17 protein-coding genes and 2 tRNA genes are annotated in these 18,708 nt (G+C 39.1%); all 19 read left to right on the top strand.

The window, feature by feature from the left end:
* The first annotated feature begins 63 nt into the window (after positions 1–63).
* The 19 genes from dnaN (at position 64) to G592_RS0106665 (ending at position 18,698) form a co-directional block, all read left to right on the top strand.
* Positions 64–1,179 carry a DNA polymerase III subunit beta gene (dnaN, locus tag G592_RS0106755; RefSeq protein ID WP_028247153.1) on the top strand — a complete coding sequence of 372 codons (1,116 nt, stop codon included), beginning with the start codon at positions 64–66 and terminating at the stop codon, positions 1,177–1,179.
* The gene (yaaA, locus tag G592_RS0106750) at positions 1,179–1,394 is read left to right on the top strand and encodes a S4 domain-containing protein YaaA (protein WP_028234157.1); all 216 of its coding nucleotides are present in this window, start codon (positions 1,179–1,181) and stop codon (positions 1,392–1,394) included. Before dnaN ends, yaaA begins: the two co-directional genes overlap by 1 nt.
* Positions 1,384–2,478, top strand: coding sequence for a DNA replication/repair protein RecF (gene recF / locus G592_RS0106745; protein ID WP_028247152.1), 1,095 nt, complete (start codon positions 1,384–1,386; stop codon positions 2,476–2,478). The genes yaaA and recF overlap by 11 nt, the downstream gene beginning before the upstream one ends.
* Positions 2,478–4,406, top strand: a complete 1,929-nt coding sequence (gene gyrB / locus G592_RS0106740; RefSeq protein ID WP_330365407.1) for a DNA topoisomerase (ATP-hydrolyzing) subunit B — start codon at positions 2,478–2,480, stop codon at positions 4,404–4,406. The genes recF and gyrB overlap by 1 nt, the downstream gene beginning before the upstream one ends.
* A 55-nt stretch (positions 4,407–4,461) precedes the next feature.
* On the top strand, positions 4,462–6,996 hold the full coding sequence (gene gyrA / locus G592_RS0106735; protein WP_028247150.1) for a DNA gyrase subunit A: 2,535 nt from the start codon (positions 4,462–4,464) through the stop codon (positions 6,994–6,996).
* A 116-nt stretch (positions 6,997–7,112) separates the two neighbouring features.
* Positions 7,113–7,955: a fumarate hydratase gene (locus tag G592_RS0106730; RefSeq protein ID WP_036952148.1), complete on the top strand. Its 843-nt coding sequence runs from the start codon at positions 7,113–7,115 to the stop codon at positions 7,953–7,955.
* Positions 7,955–8,506: a Fe-S-containing hydro-lyase gene (locus tag G592_RS0106725; protein ID WP_028247148.1), complete on the top strand. Its 552-nt coding sequence runs from the start codon at positions 7,955–7,957 to the stop codon at positions 8,504–8,506. The genes G592_RS0106730 and G592_RS0106725 overlap by 1 nt, the downstream gene beginning before the upstream one ends.
* Positions 8,507–8,539: 33 nt before the next feature.
* Entirely contained in the window at positions 8,540–9,454 is a 915-nt protein-coding gene (locus G592_RS0106720; protein WP_028247147.1) for an ABC transporter permease, read from the top strand.
* Between the two features lie 14 nt (positions 9,455–9,468).
* Entirely contained in the window at positions 9,469–10,551 is a 1,083-nt protein-coding gene (locus G592_RS0106715; protein ID WP_242830151.1) for an ABC transporter permease, read from the top strand.
* Between the two features lie 14 nt (positions 10,552–10,565).
* Positions 10,566–11,564, top strand: a complete 999-nt coding sequence (locus G592_RS0106710) for an ABC transporter ATP-binding protein (protein WP_028247145.1) — start codon at positions 10,566–10,568, stop codon at positions 11,562–11,564.
* Positions 11,565–11,566: 2 nt separating this feature from the next.
* Positions 11,567–12,547: an ABC transporter ATP-binding protein gene (locus G592_RS0106705; protein WP_028247144.1), complete on the top strand. Its 981-nt coding sequence runs from the start codon at positions 11,567–11,569 to the stop codon at positions 12,545–12,547.
* An 81-nt stretch (positions 12,548–12,628) separates the two neighbouring features.
* Positions 12,629–14,362: a peptide ABC transporter substrate-binding protein gene (locus tag G592_RS0106700; RefSeq protein WP_028247143.1), complete on the top strand. Its 1,734-nt coding sequence runs from the start codon at positions 12,629–12,631 to the stop codon at positions 14,360–14,362.
* A 152-nt stretch (positions 14,363–14,514) separates the two neighbouring features.
* Positions 14,515–14,602, top strand: a tRNA-Ser gene (locus G592_RS0106695).
* 22 nt (positions 14,603–14,624) lie between these two features.
* A tRNA-Cys gene (locus tag G592_RS0106690) sits at positions 14,625–14,695 on the top strand.
* A 100-nt stretch (positions 14,696–14,795) separates the two neighbouring features.
* Complete coding sequence (gene tyrS, locus G592_RS0106685; protein ID WP_028247142.1) at positions 14,796–16,016, top strand: tyrosine--tRNA ligase; 1,221 nt, start codon at positions 14,796–14,798, stop codon at positions 16,014–16,016.
* A gap of 52 nt (positions 16,017–16,068) precedes the next feature.
* Positions 16,069–16,638, top strand: coding sequence for a phosphatase PAP2 family protein (locus G592_RS0106680; protein WP_051194799.1), 570 nt, complete (start codon positions 16,069–16,071; stop codon positions 16,636–16,638).
* Positions 16,639–16,664: 26 nt separating this feature from the next.
* Positions 16,665–17,255: a manganese efflux pump MntP family protein gene (locus G592_RS0106675; protein ID WP_028247140.1), complete on the top strand. Its 591-nt coding sequence runs from the start codon at positions 16,665–16,667 to the stop codon at positions 17,253–17,255.
* A 9-nt stretch (positions 17,256–17,264) separates the two neighbouring features.
* Positions 17,265–18,254 (top strand): calcium/sodium antiporter, encoded by a 990-nt coding sequence (locus G592_RS0106670; RefSeq protein ID WP_028247139.1) that lies wholly within the window; start codon positions 17,265–17,267, stop codon positions 18,252–18,254.
* 87 nt (positions 18,255–18,341) lie between these two features.
* The gene (locus G592_RS0106665; protein WP_028247138.1) at positions 18,342–18,698 is read left to right on the top strand and encodes a zinc ribbon domain-containing protein; all 357 of its coding nucleotides are present in this window, start codon (positions 18,342–18,344) and stop codon (positions 18,696–18,698) included.
* The last annotated feature ends 10 nt before the right edge of the window (positions 18,699–18,708 follow it).

Genomic DNA, 18,708 nt, shown 5'->3' with positions numbered 1-18,708 from the left:
ACCTATAATAAGAGTACTAAGAATATATTTTTTATTTATTTTTTTTTGAAAGGGAGAACACCAATGAAAATCACTTGTCAAAAATCCGACCTTGTTAAAGGTGTCAATATTGTTTCAAAAGCAGTTCCAGTTAGAACTACAATGGCAATACTTGAATGTATACTTATTGATGCATCAGCTGGAGAGATAAAACTTACAGCTAATGATATGGAAATCGGAATTGAAACTATTGTTAATGGTTCTATTTTAGAAAGAGGTATCATTGCTCTTGATGCAAAGAAGTTTTCTGAGATTGTTAGAAAGCTTCCTGATAATGAAGTTACTATTGAAACTGATTCAGCTTACAGAACATCTATCACATGTGAAAAAGCTAAGTTTGATATTATAGGAAAATCTGGAGAAGACTTCTCTTATCTTCCAAACATTCAAAGAAATCAGCCTATTGTTATTTCTCAGCTTACTCTTAGAGATATCATTAGACAGACTATCTTCTCAGTTGCTGATAATGAAAATAATAAGATGATGACAGGTGAGCTTATTGAAATTAAAGATAATAAGCTTAAGGTTGTTGCTCTTGATGGACACAGAGTATCTATCAGAAATGTTGAACTTAAGAATCCAGCTGAGGATGTTAAGGTTGTTGTTCCAAAGAAGACACTTAATGAAATCATTAAGATTGTAGATGGTGGTATTGATGATGAAGTAAATATATTCGTTACTGATAATCACATCATTTTTGAATTTGATCAGACTACTGTTGTTTCAAGAATTATTGAAGGCGAATATTTCAAGATTGAGCAGATGCTTTCTGCTGATTATGAAACAAAGATTAAGATTAATAAAAGAGAATTCTTTGACTGTATCGACAGAGCTACAATCCTTGTTAATGAAGGAGATAAAAAGCCAATTATTGTTAATGCAGCTGGAAATACAATGTCACTTTCAATTTCATCATTCATTGGTTCTATGAATGAAGATATTGATATTGTTAAAGAGGGTAAGGACATCATGATTGGATTTAATCCAAAGTTTGTTATGGATGCACTCAAGGTTATCGATGATGAAGAAATCAATCTTTACATGCTTAATGCTAAGAGCCCATGCTTCATTAAGGATGATGAAGGTTCATTCATTTACATTGTTCTTCCTGTAAACTTTAATAATCCAGGAGCAAATTAATGGAAAAGATTCAAATTAGAGACGAATTTATTAAATTAGGTCAGCTTCTTAAGCTTGCTAATCTTGTTGAATCAGGTGCAATGGCTAAAGAAGTTATTGAAGATGGTTTAGTAAAATATAACGGCGAGGTTGAAACTCGCCGTGGCAAAAAGATTTACCCTGGTGATGTTGTTGAATTTAATGGAGAAAGCGTAACAGTTACTAATGATAATTAAATCCATTGAGCTAGAGAATTTTAGAAATTATGATTCGTTAAATATAAATTTTGATGAACATACTACTATTCTCTTTGGAGACAATGCCCAAGGTAAAACTAATATTTTAGAGGCTGCTTATTTATCAGGTACTACAAAATCTCATAAAGGCAGTCGTGATAAAGAAATTATCAAATTTGATAAAAATGAAAGTCATATTAAAACTGTGGTTTCTAAAAACGACAGGGATTATCAAATAGATATTCATTTGAAAAAAAATAAATCCAAAGGAATTGCTATTAATAGAGTTCCAATAAAAAAAGCTGCGGATTTATTTGGTCTTATAAATATAATTTTCTTTTCTCCAGAGGATTTAAACATCATCAAAAATGGTCCTGCTGAAAGAAGAAAATTTATGGATACAGAGCTTTGTCAGATTGATAAAATATATCTTTCTGATTTGACTAATTACAATAAAGCTCTTAATCAAAGAAATACCCTTTTAAAAGAAATTATATATAAGCCAGAATTAAAAGAAACTCTTCCAATTTGGGATGAGCAGTTGATTAATTATGGCAAAAAGATAATAACAAGACGTCAAAAATTTATTGATGATATCAACATCATTGTTAAAGATATTCACAGTAAAATTACTGGCGGTAAAGAAAATATAAATGTCAGCTACGAGCCTAATATCGAAGATATCTTTTTTCTTGATGAGTTAGTAAATAACAAAGAAAAGGATTTAAGATTTTGCCAAACAAGTGTAGGGCCTCACAGGGATGATATTAAAATCACTGTTGATGAAATTGATATTAGAAAATTTGGAAGTCAGGGACAGCAGCGTACTTGTGCTCTCTCACTTAAGCTTTCAGAAATAAAGCTTGTAGAAGATACAATAAATGATAAACCAATATTACTTTTAGATGATGTATTATCAGAGCTTGATAAAAATCGTCAAAGTTATTTATTAGATAATCTACTTGATACACAGACAATCATTACCTGTACTGGTCTTGATGAATTTGTAAAAAATAGATTTATGCTTAATACAGTTTATAAAGTAACAAATGGTTCTATAGATTTAATTACGGAGGAACGATAGTGAGTCAAGAAGTTAATCAGGAATATGGTGCAGATCAAATACAAATTTTAGAGGGACTTGAAGCTGTTAGAAAGCGCCCTGGTATGTATATTGGTTCTACATCTGAAAGAGGTCTTCATCACTTGGTATATGAGATAGTTGATAATGCCGTTGATGAGGCACTTGCAGGTTTTTGTACACATATCCAGGTAACAATTAATCCAGATAATTCAATTACTGTTGTTGATGATGGACGTGGTATTCCTACTGGTATCAACAGTAAAGCTGGTATTCCAGCGGTTGAGGTTGTATTTACGGTACTTCATGCCGGTGGAAAGTTCGGCGGTGGCGGATACAAGGTATCTGGTGGTCTTCACGGTGTTGGTGCTTCTGTTGTTAATGCCCTTTCAAACTGGGTTGAAGTAGAAATTAAGCGTGAAGGAAAGATTTTCAAGCAGCGTTATGAGCGTGGAAAGACTATGTATCCACTTAAGGAAATTGGTACCTGCCCAGCAGAAGAGACAGGAACTAAGGTCACTTTCCTTCCAGACGACACAATTTTTGAGACAACTGTCTTTGATTTCAAGACATTAAAAATCAGACTTCGTGAGACAGCATTCCTTACAAAGGGACTTAGAATCACTCTTAATGATACAAGAGGTGAAGAGCCTAGAGAGGAAAGCTTCCATTACGAAGGTGGAATCAAGGAATTTGTTCAGTATATTAACCGTGGTAACGAAGCTCTTTATGATGAGGTTATTTACTGTGAAGGTACAAGAGACAATATCTATGTTGAGGTTGCTATGCAGCACAACGATGGATTCCAGGATCAGGCCTACAGTTATGTAAATAACATCGTTACTCCAGAAGGTGGTACTCATCTTACTGGTTTCAGAGGAGCTCTTACAAAGGTATTTAATAAATACGCTAGAGACAACAAGATTTTAAAAGACAGTGATCCACAGCTTGATGGTGATGATATCCGTGAAGGTCTTACTGCTATCATCTCAATTAAGATTGAGGAGCCACAGTTTGAAGGACAGACAAAGCAGAAGCTTGGAAATTCTGAGGCAAGAGGTGCTGTTGATGCTATCGTTTCAGAGCAGCTTACATGGTTCCTTGAGCAGAATCCTACAATTGCTAAAAATATCTGCGAAAAATCGCTGCTTGCGCAGCGAGCAAGAGAAGCAGCTCGTAAAGCTCGTGATCTCACTCGTAGAAAAACAGCTCTTGAAGGAATGTCACTTCCAGGAAAGCTTGCAGACTGTTCAGATAAAGATCCTAAGAACTGCGAGATTTTCATCGTAGAGGGAGATTCGGCTGGTGGTTCAGCTAAGAAAGCAAGAAGCCGTGCAACTCAGGCTATTTTACCACTTCGTGGAAAGATTCTTAACGTAGAAAAGGCCCGCGAGGACAGAATCTACGGAAATGCTGAAATTAAGGCAATGATTACAGCTTTCGGTACAGGTATTCATGAGGACTTTGATATTTCAAAGCTCCGTTATCATAAGATTATTATCATGACTGATGCCGACGTTGACGGTGCTCACATCGCCACACTTATGCTTACATTCCTTTACAGATTCATGCCTGAGCTTATTAAGCAGGGTTATGTATATCTTGCTACTCCTCCACTTTACAAGTTGGAGAAGAATAAAAAAGTTTGGTATGCATATTCTGATGAAGAATTAAACAATATTCTTACTGAGGTTGGTCGTGATAACAATAACAAGATTCAGCGATACAAGGGACTTGGTGAGATGGATGCTGAGCAGCTTTGGGAGACAACAATGGATCCTGAAAAGAGAATTCTTAAGCGTGTAGTTATCGATGATGAAGATGCATCAGAAATCAACGTTACTTTCTCTACTCTTATGGGAGATAAAGTTGAGCCAAGACGTGAATTCATCGAGCAGAACGCTAAGTATGTTCAGAACTTGGATATCTAATTTTTATATAAAAAATCGGGGCTTCGCCCCAAAAAGCAAAAGATAAAGGAAAACTATGGACGACAAAATTTTTGATAACATTCATGATGTTGATCTAAAAGAAACAATGGAGACCAGCTACATCGATTATGCCATGAGCGTTATTGCCTCACGTGCACTTCCAGATGTAAGAGATGGTTTAAAACCAGTTCAGCGTAGAGTTCTCTTCTCTATGATTGAATTGAACAATGGTCCTGACAAGCCACACAGAAAATGTGCGCGTATTGTCGGTGATACAATGGGTAAATATCACCCTCATGGTGATAGTTCTATTTACGGAGCTCTTGTTAATATGGCTCAGGAGTGGAACACTCGTTACCCACTTGTAGATGGCCACGGAAACTTTGGTTCTGAGGACGGTGATGGTGCCGCTGCCATGCGATACACTGAGGCTCGTCTTTCAAAGATTTCCATGACAATGTTCGGTATCAATTACAAGGACGAGAAGTTCACTACTGGTAAGGATATCGATATGGATGGCGTAGACTTTATGCCAAACTTCGATGAGACTGAGAAAGAGCCTACTGTTCTTCCAGCCCGCTACCCTAACCTTCTTGTTAATGGTACTACTGGTATCGCCGTTGGTATGGCTACCAATATTCCACCTCACAACCTTCGTGAGATTATTGGTGCTGTTAATAAAATCATTGATAATCAGGTTGAAGAAGACAGAGAGACAGAAATCGATGAGCTTCTTGATATCGTAAAGGGTCCTGACTTCCCAACAGGTGGTGTAATCCTTGGAAAGACAGGTATTGAAGAGGCTTACAGAACTGGCCGTGCAAAGATTAGAGTTCGTGCCGTTTCAGAAATCGAGCCTATGGAAAATGGTAAGAACAGAATCGTTGTTACTGAGCTTCCATACATGGTAAATAAAGCAAGACTTATCGAGAATATCGCTAAGCTTGTTAAGGATAAAAAGATTGACGGAATCACAGATCTTCGTGATGAGTCATCTCGTGAAGGTATCCGTGTTTGTATCGAGCTTCGCCGTGATGTAAATCCTAACATCATTTTAAATCAGCTTTACAAGCATACTCAGCTTCAGGATACATTTGGTGTAATTATGCTTGCACTTGTAAATAATCAGCCTAAGATTCTTAATCTTAAGCAGATGCTTGTGCACTATCTTAATCACCAGAAAGATGTTGTTACTCGTCGTACAAAGTACGAGTTAAACAAGGCTGAAGAGCGTGCTCACATCTTAGAGGGCTTGCTCATTGCACTTGATAACATTGATGAAGTAATTCAGATTATCAGAAGTTCCGCTGATGTAAATTCAGCAAAGGCCACATTGATGGAGCGTTTTGGTCTTTCAGATGCTCAGGCTCAGGCCATTGTTGATATGCGTCTCCGTGCTCTCACAGGTTTGGAGCGTGACAAGATTCAGAAGGAATATGATGATTTACAGATTTTAATTGGAAAATTGAAGGCTATTCTTGGTGATGAGAAGATTCTTCTCGGAGTAATCAAAACTGAAATCACAGAAATCGCTGATAAGTATGGTGATGACAGACGTACATCAATCGGATTCGACGAATTCGATATCAGCATGGAGGATATGATTCCTGTAACAAATACAGTTGTTACATTCACAAAGCTTGGTTACATCAAGCGTATGAACGAGGACAACTTCAAGGCTCAGCACAGAGGTGGTAAGGGAATCAAAGGTATGGAGACCATCGATGAGGATTACGTTACTGAAATGCTCATGATGTCATCTCACGATTATCTCCTATTCTTCACTAATAAGGGTCGGGTATATCGTATCAAGGCATACGAGATTCCGGAGTCTAGCCGCACAAGCCGAGGAATTGCCATCGTAAATATTCTTCAGCTTCAGCCAGATGAAAAGATTACAGCTATGATTCCTATCGAGGATTACCATGAGGATAAATACCTCTTCATGGCTACAGCTGATGGTTTTGTTAAGAAGACTAAGATTACTGAATATGACAACATCAGAAAGAACGGTCTTACAGCTATCACACTTCGTGATGATGATACTCTTATCGAGGTTAAGCTTACAGACGGTGATGAAGATGTAATCATGGTTACAAAGTATGGTCAGGCTATCCGCTTCAGCGAGACTGAGGTTCGTGCTACTGGTCGTGCGACAATGGGTGTTATCGGTATGAATCTTTCAGCTGATGACGTAATCATTGGAATGCAGCTTATTTCTCAGGGTGAAAGCCTTATGACTGTTTCAGAAAACGGTCTTGGTAAATGTACACTTATGACGGAGTTCAACACAATCCACCGTGGTGGTAAGGGTGTTAAGTGCTACAAGATTACAGAAAAGACTGGTAACCTTATCGGAGCAAAGGCTGTTGAAAAGGATGATGAGGTAATGCTCATCAATACTGCAGGTACTATCATTAGAATCGAAGTTGCAGGCACTACACTCCTTAGTAGAATTACATCAGGAGTTAAATTAATCGACTTAAAAGAAAATACTAAATTAATAAGCATTGCAAAAGTTAGAAAAAGTGATACAATACTTGCAGAAGAGGTTGAAGAATTAAATGAAGGTTCAACAACCGAAGTATAGTAATTAACGTAATAGCAATGGGGCTGTTATTTAATAGATAGCAGTCCCTTTTTTGTTAAACAAACGCTTTAATAGTTTAAAGTGAGAATAATGTAAAGTGGTATCGGGATATATTGATGAAGAATTTACAGACAGAAATTATACGAGACACCGTTAAGGAAATGTGTATACAGGCTAATCATTATCTCTCGGAAGATATGAATTTAGCACTTAAGAATGCAGTTAACACGGAAAAATCTGAGCTCGGTAAGAAAATTTTAACCCAACTTCAAGAAAATTTAACTATAGCAGATCAGGAACAGATTCCAATATGCCAGGACACTGGAATGGCAGTATTTTTCGTTGAGGTAGGTCAGGATCTTCACATTGAAGGAGGACTTTTAACTGACGCTATTAACGAGGGAGTCAGACTTGGATATACAGAAGGATACCTTAGAAAATCAGTCGTAGGTGATCCTATAGAGCGAGTCAATACTGGAGACAACACACCAGCAATCATACATTACGATTTAGTTGCTGGAGACGGACTAAAAATCACGCTGGCTCCAAAAGGTTTCGGCTCAGAAAACATGAGCCGTGTATTTATGTTAAAGCCTGCAGATGGAATTGAAGGAGTAAAGGAAGCTATCCTTACTGCAGTAAGAGATGCTGGACCAAATGCCTGCCCACCGATGGTTGTGGGAGTAGGAATTGGTGGTACCTTCGAAAAATCAGCACTTATGGCAAAGCAGGCACTTACAAGAGAATTTTCAGCACGTCCAGAAATTCCTTGGGTAAAGGATTTAGAGGATGAGATGCTTGAAAAGATAAATAAACTTGGCATAGGCCCAGGCGGACTTGGTGGAACTACTACTGCTCTAGCGGTAAATATTAATACTTATGCGACCCATATTGCAGGATTGCCAGTTGCAATTAATATTTGCTGTCACGTAAACAGACATATTACGAGGAAACTATAATGGAGCACAAGATAACAACACCAATCACATCTGAAGTAGCAAGTTCATTACATTCGGGAGATTACTGTTATATCTCAGGCGAGATTTATGTGGCTAGAGATGCAGCTCACGGCCGTATGAACGAAGCTCTTAACAAGGGAGAAGAACTTCCAATACCAATCGAAAATTGCACAATTTATTACATGGGTCCATCTCCTGCCAGACCAGGAAGACCTATAGGCTCTGCAGGTCCTACCACTGCCAGTCGTATGGATAAATACGCACCACGTCTTTTAGACCTTGGTATGAAGGCTATGATAGGAAAAGGCAAAAGAACACCAGAGGTAATCGATGCCATTGTTAGAAATAAGGGTGTTTATTTTGCAGCAGTAGGCGGAGCAGGTGCACTACTTTCAAAATGCATAAAAAATTCTGAGATAGTTTGCTATGACGACCTCGGAGCAGAGGCAATCAGAAAGCTATATGTAGAGGATTTTCCAGTGATAGTCGTAATCGACAGCGAAGGAAATAATCTTTATGAAACAGCTATCAAAGAATTTAGCCAAATATAAAAGAAAGAAATTTTAGAAAAGGAGTTAAATGTTTTGGTAAAGTACATTTCAAAACGAGTTTTACTGGCGATAGTGTCCATTTGGATAATTACAATGATAACTTTCTTTGCAATGAACGCTATTCCAGGCGGTCCTTTCAACAAAGAAAAGGCCACAGACCCAGCAGTAATCGCTACTCTGGAAGCCAGATATAATCTGGATAAACCTGTTGGAGAGCAGTATGTTCTCTACATGAAAAATCTTCTTCACGGAGATTGGGGAATTTCCCTTCACTCTGGTCGTCCTATCTGGGATGATATGATGAGTAAATTTTCAGTATCAGCAAAGCTCGGTGGACGAGCAGCTATCGTAGCAATCATTCTTGGAATTATCCTTGGTGCTACAGCAGCCTTAAATCGAAACAAATTACCAGACAGACTGATAATTTTCTTCACTACACTGGGAACAGCAATGCCATCTTTCGTTCTTGCTACTCTTCTTTTGCTTGTTTTCTGTGTAAGACTTGGCTGGTTCCCTGTAGTTTCATTAGGTTCTGATCCAAATTACACATTACCAGTAATTGCACTTGCAGTTTATCCTATGGCATACATCACACGTCTTACAAAGACAAGTATGCTTGATGCTCTTAATCAGGATTACGTTAGAACAGCTAGAGCAAAGGGTGTTTCAAAGCTTAAGGTTATTTTCCTTCATGCTCTTAGAAACGCGCTTATCCCAGTTATCACTTATGTAGGTCCAATGGTTGCTTACATCTTAACTGGATCAATGGTAGTAGAAAATATCTTCACTATCGGTGGACTTGGCTCTACATTCGTAACATCAATTACTAACAGAGATTACACAACTATCATGGCTGTAACAATTTTCCTTGCAATCCTCATGGTAATTGCAAACCTTATCACAGATATTGTTTACAAGATGGTTGACCCTAGAATTAAGCTTGATTAGGAGGAATTAAGAAATTGGATAATAAAGAAATAAAGAAAAACCTCCTGTCAGCTCAGGTAGATCTTTCAAAATTCAGTTCAGCTAATTTTGAGAAAGCGACAGATGAGGAAAAGCGTCAGCAGGACGTTATGGGTGAGTCTACTACATTCTTTAAGGATGGTATGAGAAGACTTCGCAAGAATCCTCTTGCTATGGGAAGTATCGTGGTTCTTGCACTTATTATTTTGATTATTTTAATCACACCACACTTCGTACCATACTCTTATGACCAGATTATTTCAGTTGGTGGCGTAAGAGATAAGGGAAGTGCAAACTTAGGATTTTTCGAATATTCACAGAAAGAATTACAGTATATGGAGCAGACAGGTGAGGATCTTTTCCCACACATCTTCGGTACTGATGGTCTTGGTAGAGATTACTTTATCCGTGTTATCTACGGTACAAGAGTATCTCTTGCAGTAGGTGTTGTAGCAGCAATCATGGTAGTAATCATCGGTATTATCTATGGTTCAGTTGCTGGTTACTTCGGCGGCAGAGTCGATCTTATCATGATGAGAATCGTTGATATCATTTACTCTCTTCCAGATATGCTTATCATCATCTTACTTTCAGTTGTCTTGAAGGAGAATTTATCGGGGAAGCTTACAGGAACAGTATTTTCAGCACTAGGTGCAAATATGATTTCCATGTTCATCGTATTTGGTTTGCTTTATTGGGTAAGTATGGCACGTCTTATCAGAGGTCAGATTCTTACAATTAAGAATAACGAATACGTACTTGCAGCAAGATGTATTGGTACTTCAAATGCAAAGATTTTGAAGAGACATATTTTACCTAACTGTTTATCAGTAATTATCATCACTACAGCTCTTCAGATTCCAAGTGCTATCTTCACAGAGAGCTACTTGTCATTCTTAGGACTTGGTGTATCAGTTCCACTTGCATCACTTGGTTCACTTGCCAATGATGCCAGATCAGGAATGCAGTCATATCCAGGAAGACTTGTTATTCCTGCAATTATTATTTGCTTAATCGTACTTGCACTCAACCTCTTAGGCGATGGTCTTAGAGATGCATTCGATACAAAGCTTGATTAATTTAGGAGGTAATTATGGCAGATTCAAAGTATGTACTTGAAGTAAAAGACCTCCATACAAGCTTTTTCACAGATGCAGGTGAGGTCAAAGCAGTTAACGGCGTAAGCTTTAACTTAGAGCCAGGTAAGACTCTTGGAATCGTTGGAGAGTCAGGTTCAGGTAAATCAGTTACAGCATATTCAATAATGCAAATTCTCGCTCAGACAGGACGTATCACAGGTGGTGAGGTTCTCTTTAAGGGCGAAGACATAACAAAGTATTCTGAAAGAGAGATGCAGAAGTTTAGAGGAAGTAAATGCTCTATCATCTTCCAGGATCCTATGACAAGCTTAAACCCAGTATTTACTGTAGGTTATCAGCTTGAGGAAGCTATTATGCTTCACACAAACAAAACACGTGCACAGGCTAAGGAAAGAGCAATCGAGCTCTTAAAGCTTGTAGGTGTTAATGATCCAGAAAAGCGTATTAAACAGTATCCACATGAGCATTCAGGTGGTATGAGACAGAGAGATATGATTGCTATGGCTCTTGCTTGTGAGCCAGACATTCTTATCGCTGATGAGCCTACAACAGCTCTTGACGTTACTATTCAGGCACAGATTCTTGAGCTTATGCAGGAACTTCAGAAGAAGCTTGGAATGGCAATCATCATGGTTACTCATGACCTTGGTGTTATCGCATCAATGTGCGATGAAATCCTTGTAATGTACGGTGGACGTGTATGTGAGCGAGGAACAGCTGATGATATTTTCTACAGCCCAGCTCACGAATATACAAAGGGACTTCTTCGTTCAATCCCTCGTACAGATAACATGAACGAAAAGCTTGTACCAATCGGTGGTACACCTATCAATCTTCTTAATATGCCTGAGGGCTGCGCATTCTGCCCTCGTTGTGATGAGGCAATGAAAATTTGTCTTAAGGAAGTACCAGATGAGCTTAGAATCAGTGATTCACACTTGGCTAGCTGCTGGATGAATGTAAAAGAATTATACGAAAGTAAGGAGGCATAGTAATGAGTGAAGAAAAATACCTCCTTGAGGTTGAACATTTAAAGCAGTACTTCCCAATTAAGGAAGGTTTTAGAACAGTACCCCTTAAGGCAGTTGATGATATTTCATTTGCTATTAAGCCAGGCGAGACACTTGGTCTTGTAGGTGAGTCAGGATGTGGTAAGACAACAGTTGGTCGTACTCTCCTTCGTCTCTACCAGCCTACAGCAGGTCGTATCGTATTTGATGGAAATGTTCTTTTTGATAGTGAGAAAAAGATTGATGTAAATATGCATCCATACCGTAAGCAGATGCAGATGGTATTCCAGGATCCATATTCATCACTTGATCCACGTATGACAGTTGAGGATATTATCGGTGAACCTCTTGATGTTCATAAGCTTTACTCTTCTAAGGGTGAACGCCGAGACAAAATCCTTTCATTAATGGAGACTGTAGGACTTAATGCGGAGCACGCAATGCGTTATGCTCACGAGTTCTCAGGCGGACAGCGTCAGAGAATCGGTATCGCAAGAGCCCTTGCTGTAAATCCTAAGTTCATCGTTTGTGATGAGCCAGTATCTGCCCTTGATGTTTCTATTCAGGCACAGGTTGTAAATATGTTTGAAGAGTTGCAGGAAAAGCTCGGAGTTGCTTACCTCTTCATCGCTCACGACCTTCTTGTAGTACATCATATTTCAGACAGAATTGCTGTTATGTACTTAGGACACATTATGGAAATTGCGGATGCTGATGATTTAAATAACAATCCAGTTCATCCATATACTCTTTCACTTCTTTCAGCTGTACCTATTCCAGATCCAGAGACAGCACGAAAGAGTCAGCGAATCATCCTTGAGGGCGATGTACCAAGTCCATTAAAGATGCCTAGCGGTTGTCCATTCAGAACAAGATGTAGATATGCTACAGAACAGTGTGCTAAGGAGATGCCACCTCTTACAGACAGAGGAGATCGTCACTTTGTTGCATGCTGGAACAAATAAAATACACATTTTTCTTATATTATGTATTTTAAGCTTTGGGGCTTGAGATAAAAATTATTTCAAAAAAGGAGAAAAGGAAGCATGAAAAAGAAACTTATCGCGGTTTTACTTGTTGCTTCAATGGCAGCAAGCCTTGTTGCTTGCGGAAATAAGAACGCAGGCACATCATCTACTGACACAGCTGACCAGGCACCAGCTGAGGCTACAGCAGTAGATACAGACACAACAACACTTAGACTTAATCTTGCATCAGAGCCAGATTATCTCGATCCAGCACTCAACTCATCAGTTGATGGTGCTTGTCTTGCAGTTAACTCATTCGTAGGTCTTTACACATACGATGAGAACAACAACCTTGTACCAGCTCTTGCTGATGGTGAGCCAGAGATGTCAGAGGATGGACTTACTTACACAATCAAGTTAATCGAGTCAAAGTGGTCTAACGGTGAAGCACTTACAGCTAATGATTTCGTATACAGCTGGAACCGTGCAGTAGCTGAGGAGACAGCAGCTGACTATGCTTACATGTTTGCTCCAATCGCAACTAACGCAGACGGCACACTTAAGGTTGAGGCAACAGATGATTACACACTTAAGGTTGAGCTTAATGCACCATGTGCATATTTCTTCGACCTTCTTGCATTCCCAACATTCATGCCAGTATACCAGGCAGATGTTGAGGCTGCTAACCCAGATGGAACACAGCCAGGTGCTTGGGCACAGGAGCCAGGTTTCGTATCAAACGGTGCATTCACACTTACAGCGTGGAAGCACAACGAGTCAATGGTATATGAGAAGAACCCTAACTTCTACAGAGCTGATGATGTTAAGCTTGAGAAGCTCCAGTTTATGCTTTCAGCAGATGATACAGCTATTTACGCTGCTTACAACTCAGGTGACATCGACTTCGCTGATACAGTACCAAACGATGAGATTCAGTCACTTCTCAACAGCCCAGAGTTCCACGTAATCGATACACTTGGAACATACTATGTTGGTTTCAATGTAAACTCTGATTTATTCAAGGGTCTTACACCTGAGCAGGCTTCTAAGATGAGAAAGGCTCTTTCACTTCTTATCGACAGACAGTACATCGTAGATACAGTAGGTCAGACAGGTCAGGTACCAGCTGATACATTCATTCCTGATGGAATGGCTGATGGTAACGGCGGTGTATTCGAGGCTTCTGATTTTGGTTACTATGATGCAACAACTACAGGTGCAGGTAACGTAGAAGAGGCTAAGAGCCTTCTTGAGGAGTGTGGTTACTCATTCGAGTCTGATGGCAATGGCGGATACAAGATCAGCCCAGCTCTTGAGGTTACATACATGACAAACTCAGGTACAGGTCACGAAGCTATCGCAGCATGCATCCAGCAGGATTGGGGCCTTGTAGGTATCGATGTTAAGATCGAGACAGAGGACTGGAACGTATTCCTTGAGGATAGAAAAGCTGGTAAGTTTGATATCGCTCGTGAGGGATGGATTGCAGACTTCAACGATCCTATCAACATGCTTGAGATGTGGTTATCAACTGGTGGTAACAACGACATGCAGCTTGGTAAGGGATCTAGCAGTGCAGCTCCAGACTGGAAGGCATATGACGAGAAAATCAACGAAATCTACAAGACAACAGACTTTGCAGCTCGTGTAGACCTTATGCGTGAGGCAGAGGATATGCTTATGGAGACAAATGCTGTAGTACCTATCTACTTCTACAATGATATCTATCTCCAGAAGACAAATGTAACTGGAATTTATACTTCTCTTAATCAGAATAAGTACTTCATGTACGCAGAGAAGTCAGCTAATTAATGCGGATTTCGCTAGTTTTAAAACTACTTAAAGGTTGAGAAAAAAAACTTGGGGAAATCGTTAAGATTTCCCCATTTTTTTGTTGACATTAGTGTATTACTCTAGTAGAATAACACTTGCGTCGAAACAAAATAAGTAATTACCTACAACTTGGAGAAGTACTCAAGAGGCCGAAGAGGCGCCCCTGCTAAGGGTGTAGGTCGGGCAACCGGCGCGAGGGTTCAAATCCCTCCTTCTCCGTTTTACTTGTTATATATGATATGGTGCCATAGCCAAGTGGTAAGGCAAAGGTCTGCAACACCTCTATCACCAGTTCAAATCTGGTTGGCACCTCTTTCAAATCCCTCGACCCTAGTAATGGGGGCGAGGGATTTTTGTTTATAATTAAGTATCAAATATACTAACTATTGAAATAAAGTAAGGAGGAAATGCAATGACAATTTATGACGAGTTAGTAGCTCGTGGCCTGATTGCCCAGGTAACGAACGAAGAAGAAATTAAAAAATTAATTAACGAGGGCAAGGCAACTTTTTATATAGGCTTTGATTGTACTGCAGACAGCCTTACAGCCGGTCACTTTATGGCTCTCACACTTATGAAGAGACTTCAGATGGCTGGTAACAAGCCAATCGCTCTTATCGGCGGTGGTACTACTATGATTGGTGATCCATCTGGTCGTACTGATATGAGACAGATGCTCACTCGTGAAGATATCGATCACAACGCTGAGTGCTTCAAGAAGCAGATGGAGCGTTTCATTGATTTCTCTGATGATAAGGCTCTTATGGTTAACAATGCTGACTGGCTTCTTAACCTTAACTATGTAGAGCTTCTTAGAGAAGTAGGTGCTTGCTTCTCAGTTAACAACATGCTTCGTGCAGAGTGCTACAAGCAGCGTATGGAAAAGGGACTTTCATTCCTTGAATTCAACTACATGATTATGCAGTCTTATGACTTCTATTACATGTTCCAGAAATACAACTGTAACCTTGAGTTCGGTGGTGATGACCAGTGGTCTAACATGCTTGGTGGTACAGAGCTTATCAGACGTAAGCTTGGTAAGGACGCTCACGCTATGACTATTACTCTTCTTACAGATTCACAGGGTAAGAAAATGGGTAAGACAGCAGGTAACGCTGTATGGCTTGATCCTAACAAGACTTCACCATTCGAGTTCTATCAGTACTGGAGAAATGTTGGTGATGCAGATGTTCTTAAGTGCATCCGTATGCTTACATTCCTCCCAATCGAGGAAATCCAGAAGATGGACAGCTGGGAAGGTGCACAGCTCAATGAAGCAAAGGATATCTTAGCTTATGAGCTTACTCAGATGGTTCACGGTACAGAGGAGGCTGACAAAGCACGTGAGGCTTCAAAGGCACTCTTTGCAGGTGGAGCTAATTCAGAGAATGTACCAACTCACACTCTTGCAGAAGAGGATTTCAGAGATGGTAAGGTAGACATCCTTCAGATTCTTGTTTCAGCAGGACTTACAGCTAGCCGTGCAGAGGCAAGACGTGCTGTAACACAGGGTGGTGTTTCTGTAAACGGAGAAAAGGTTGCAGATCCATTCGCAGCTTACGAAAAAGACGCATTCGCAGAAGAATTCATGCTTAAGAAGGGCAAGAAATCATTCTGTAAGATTACAGTATAAAGTTTCGTGCCAAGGCTTTGCTTTGGCACTTTTTTGCTAGAAAGGATTTTTAATGGAGAGTATAAGTAATATTGGTAATATCTTTTATTTTGACTGGGAGCTTGATTTGCTTCACTGGTTTCAGAGTATTCATAACTCTGTATTAGATTTTCTTGTTCCAAAGATTACATTTTTGGGAAATGCAGGATGGTTTTGGATTGTAATTATCCTCCTTCTGCTAATTTTGCCTTATAACAGGAAAATGGGTGTACAGGGGTTAATTGCACTTATAATGACATTTATTTTATGTAACCTTGTTTTAAAACCAGGATTAATGAGATGCAGACCATGCTGGTTGGAGACTGATGTTAATATGCTTGTGAATATTCCTCATGATTTTTCATTTCCATCAGGCCATTCAAACGCCAGTTTTACAGTTGCTACTGCTATCTTTACCCGCAATAAAAAGTTAGGTATTCCAGCTATTATTCTTGCAGCAGCTATAGCCCTTAGCCGACTTTATTTATTTGTTCACTGGCCTACCGATGTATTAGCTGGCACTATTATCGGTATATGTGGTGGTATCATTAGCTATTTTATTGTTAACTTGCTTTATAAAAAATTCGACAAGAAGATGGCATAATATAATGCAATAAAAGGAGTTTATTAATGAGTTTATTGGACATATTACTCTTAGGAGTAGGTCTTTCGATGGATGCTTTTGCAGTAGCTATTTGCAAAGGTCTTGCTATGAGAAAGGTAAACAAAAGACAGATGTTTGTAATTGCGCTGTTTTTTGGAGGATTTCAGGCATTAATGCCTTTAATTGGATGGGCGCTTGGCACTACTTTTGCAAAGAAGATAGTTGCATATGATCATTGGATTGCCTTCATTTTGCTTCTATATGTTGGTGGAAAAATGGTTGTAGATGCTATCAAAGAGTGGAAAGATAAAGATTGTGTAGAGGAGATGGATCCACCTCTTGATTTTAAGGAACTTACTCTTCTCGCTATCGCAACAAGTATCGATGCACTTGCCTGTGGAGTGACCTTTTCTTTTGAAGAGAATTTCAATATACTTAGAGCTATAGCAATCATAGGTGTAACAACATTTGTTATATCTTCAGGCGGTGTTTATGTTGGAAATATATTTGGAGACAGATATAAGGCAAAAGCGCAGCTTTTAGGTGGTATTATTTTAATATTCCTGGGTGTAAAGATTCTTCTTGAGCATACAATGGGAATCACACTTGGATTTTAGGAGGCCAAAATGACAGCATTTTTTCAGACCATACCAGGAGCTTTAATCCTCTTGGTTGTAGGATTTGTATTTTTGATTAAGGGAGCAGATTTCTTTGTTGAAGGAGCTTCTGCTGTAGCAAACAAGCTTCACGTTCCTCCCCTTATTATTGGTATGACAATAGTTGCAATGGGTACTTCTCTTCCAGAGCTTTCAGTATCTGTTACAGCTTCTCTTGCAGGAAGCAATCAGCTTGCCATCGGAAATGTTGTAGGTTCCAACATTTTCAATCTATTGGTTGTATTAGGTAGCTGTGCACTGTTCTCTGTGCTAGATGTTAGTGAAGATACAATCAAAAAAGATTTTCCATTTTCTGTAGGCTGTGCTTTAGCACTTATGGTAATGGGTCTTATTGGAAACGAGGTTGGACATGTAGATGGTCTTATTCTCCTTGTAGCATTTATCATCTTCCTTCTTTCAATGCTTTGTTCAGCAAAGAAGTCTCGTAAAGAAGCAGCTCTTGAGGCAGAGATTGATGTAGAAAATGAAATCGAAGATCTCCCAGTATGGAGATGTATTGTTTATATTATCGGTGGTGCTGTTGCTATCAAGTTTGGTGGTGACTGGGTTGTAGATTCATGTACTACTCTCGCACTTAAATTTGGCATGTCAGAGACACTTGTAGGTCTTACAATTGTGGCACTTGGAACATCTCTTCCAGAGCTTGTTACATCAATTGTTGCAGCCAGAAAGAATGCTCTTGATATGGCTATCGGAAATGTAGTTGGTTCTAATATCTTTAATATTTTATTGATTTTAGGTACAGCTGCTGCTATCTCACCACTTGATTATCTTACTGTAAATGCTATTGATGCCGTTCTCCTTGTTGTATTTTCAGCAATTGTATGGCTCATGTGCGTTGTGAAAAAGAATTTATCAAGATTCCAGGGTGTGATTATGCTTGCACTTTATTTTGGATATTTAGCTTATATTATCATTCGTGATGGCGGTGTTATGTAGAGCCCGCTAATGGTGGTAAAAAGTCAGTTGTTATGTTAAAATCAAAAGGTTTAAAGGGGTTGTAACGTTTTGAGAAGGAGGTCACCTATGGGATTTTTTGATGAATTATCAGATAACATTGTTAACACCACTAAAGACCTTGGAAAAATGGCTCAGAATGCAGGAGACATGACCAAGCTCCAGTACGACAAAAAGCTAAAAGAAGCAGAATTAATCAAGCTTTATGAAAAGCTTGGTAAGAAATATTATGAAGCACATAAGGACGAGGATGATGAGGACATCAAAGAAATCACAGCCGTAGTCCTTAGAATAAAAGAAATCTCTGAAGAAATTATGCAGAAAAAGGGCGGAATGGCCTGCCCTAAATGCGGAGCCATGGTTAAAGAGGGTTCCAGATTCTGTAGTGCTTGCGGAGAGAAAATAGATGATATATTTGAAGAGTAGGAGTTATTAG

The sequence above is a fragment of the Pseudobutyrivibrio ruminis CF1b genome, from assembly GCF_000424005.1.
In the GTDB taxonomy this organism is placed as follows: domain Bacteria; phylum Bacillota; class Clostridia; order Lachnospirales; family Lachnospiraceae; genus Pseudobutyrivibrio; species Pseudobutyrivibrio ruminis_C.
The sequence above is the reverse complement of the archived record's forward strand: the minus strand, read 5'-3'. Positions and strand labels throughout refer to the sequence as shown.

Excerpts from the sequence above, each read along its gene's own strand:
- dnaN (WP_028247153.1), top strand. The coding sequence starts at position 64 with ATGAAAATCACTTGTCAAAAATCCGACCTTGTTAAAGGTGTCAATATT.
- yaaA (WP_028234157.1), top strand. The coding sequence starts at position 1,179 with ATGGAAAAGATTCAAATTAGAGACGAATTTATTAAATTAGGTCAGCTT.
- recF (WP_028247152.1), top strand. The coding sequence starts at position 1,384 with ATGATAATTAAATCCATTGAGCTAGAGAATTTTAGAAATTATGATTCG.
- gyrA (WP_028247150.1), top strand. The coding sequence starts at position 4,462 with ATGGACGACAAAATTTTTGATAACATTCATGATGTTGATCTAAAAGAA.
- G592_RS0106730 (WP_036952148.1), top strand. The coding sequence starts at position 7,113 with ATGAAGAATTTACAGACAGAAATTATACGAGACACCGTTAAGGAAATG.
- G592_RS0106725 (WP_028247148.1), top strand. The coding sequence starts at position 7,955 with ATGGAGCACAAGATAACAACACCAATCACATCTGAAGTAGCAAGTTCA.
- G592_RS0106710 (WP_028247145.1), top strand. The coding sequence starts at position 10,566 with ATGGCAGATTCAAAGTATGTACTTGAAGTAAAAGACCTCCATACAAGC.
- G592_RS0106705 (WP_028247144.1), top strand. The coding sequence starts at position 11,567 with ATGAGTGAAGAAAAATACCTCCTTGAGGTTGAACATTTAAAGCAGTAC.
- G592_RS0106700 (WP_028247143.1), top strand. The coding sequence starts at position 12,629 with ATGAAAAAGAAACTTATCGCGGTTTTACTTGTTGCTTCAATGGCAGCA.
- tyrS (WP_028247142.1), top strand. The coding sequence starts at position 14,796 with ATGACAATTTATGACGAGTTAGTAGCTCGTGGCCTGATTGCCCAGGTA.
- G592_RS0106680 (WP_051194799.1), top strand. The coding sequence starts at position 16,069 with ATGGAGAGTATAAGTAATATTGGTAATATCTTTTATTTTGACTGGGAG.
- G592_RS0106675 (WP_028247140.1), top strand. The coding sequence starts at position 16,665 with ATGAGTTTATTGGACATATTACTCTTAGGAGTAGGTCTTTCGATGGAT.
- G592_RS0106670 (WP_028247139.1), top strand. The coding sequence starts at position 17,265 with ATGACAGCATTTTTTCAGACCATACCAGGAGCTTTAATCCTCTTGGTT.
- G592_RS0106665 (WP_028247138.1), top strand. The coding sequence starts at position 18,342 with ATGGGATTTTTTGATGAATTATCAGATAACATTGTTAACACCACTAAA.